Here is a 1,186-nt window from a genome sequence, read left to right on the forward strand (position 1 = left end):
CCAGCAACCATCTTGAGACCGAACATGTCATGCGCAGTTGAAATCCGCTTGCCAGCGCTGTCCCGTTCGAGCGATGGCGTTGAGCGTGATGAGCAGCTTGCGCATGCATGCGACGAGAGCGACCTTTTTGGGTTTGCCGGCAGCGACCAGTCTCAGGTAGCAGGCACGGATAAGCGGATTGAAGCGCGTGGCGACCAGTGCGGCGACGTAGAGTACGCGTCGCACGCTGGCGCGGCCGCCGAAGATATGACGCTGTCCGCGCAAGGTGCCCGAATCGCGATTGATTGGCGCAAGTCCAGCCAGACTGGTGATCTGCTTGCGCGTGAGGTGTCCGAGTTCGGGCAACTCCGCGATGAGCGTGCTGGCGGTAGTCGGGCCGACGCCCTTGACCGATTGCAGCAAAGCCGACAGGTCGGCGTAGCGCTCCTGAAGAACATGCTGGACGTCGTTATCGATGTCGGCCAACTGACTGAGCAGTGCCTCGATCATGGCTTCGATGCTTGCGCGGGCGCGCTCATGGGCCACGGCCAGTCGCTGCCGCTCGGAAACCAGCATGGCGACCAACTGCCGACGGCGGGTGACGAGTGCGACGAGCTCCCGTTGTTCCTCGCTGGCCAGCGGCCGTGGCTGATGACCTTGCGCATGCAATACGGCGGCGAATTCGGCCAGTGCGCGCGCGTCAAGGCGGTCGGTCTTGGCCAGCCGCCCCATGGCTCGCGCGAAATCACGGGCCTGGCGCGGGTTGATGACCGAAACGGGCAAACCCGCGCCGGCCAGCGCCACCGCGCAGGCCCGCTCGTAGCCGCCCGTGGCTTCAAGTATGACCAACGCAACGGATTTGCGCCGCAACCAGCGCTGCAACTTTGCTTGCCCGGCTTCGGTGTTCTCAAACGAGTGAGTCGAGGCGTCCGAGCAGCACACCTCGACGCTGTCCTTGGCGACATCGATACCTACGAAAACCGGTTGGCTCATGTTCATCGGCTCCCAGCCTTATAGATGCGAAATGAGATCAATCAACCATTCGGGATGGCGTTAAACGAGGCAGCCGTGACACGCCTTGAGCTGGTGTTCGAGCTTGATGGCTCGCAGGAGACACAAGCTGTACCACGGCCGCCAACCGGTAAAGCAGCCCGCCTGACGGCGGACTACAACTGAAGTTTGAAGCAAATTGAAGATATAAGGAGAC

General features: G+C 61.9%; 1 protein-coding gene. It reads right to left on the reverse strand.

Going from position 1 to position 1,186, the window contains the following annotated elements; all coding sequences use genetic code 11:
• Positions 1-27 precede the first annotated feature (27 nt).
• A complete protein-coding gene (locus G3N64_RS39170; protein WP_205788902.1) occupies positions 28-972 on the reverse strand; it encodes an IS110 family transposase in 945 nt (314 codons plus the stop codon).
• Between the last annotated feature and the right edge of the window lie 214 nt (positions 973-1,186).

This window comes from Burkholderia sp. Ac-20344 (assembly GCF_017104975.1).
Taxonomy (GTDB): domain Bacteria; phylum Pseudomonadota; class Gammaproteobacteria; order Burkholderiales; family Burkholderiaceae; genus Burkholderia.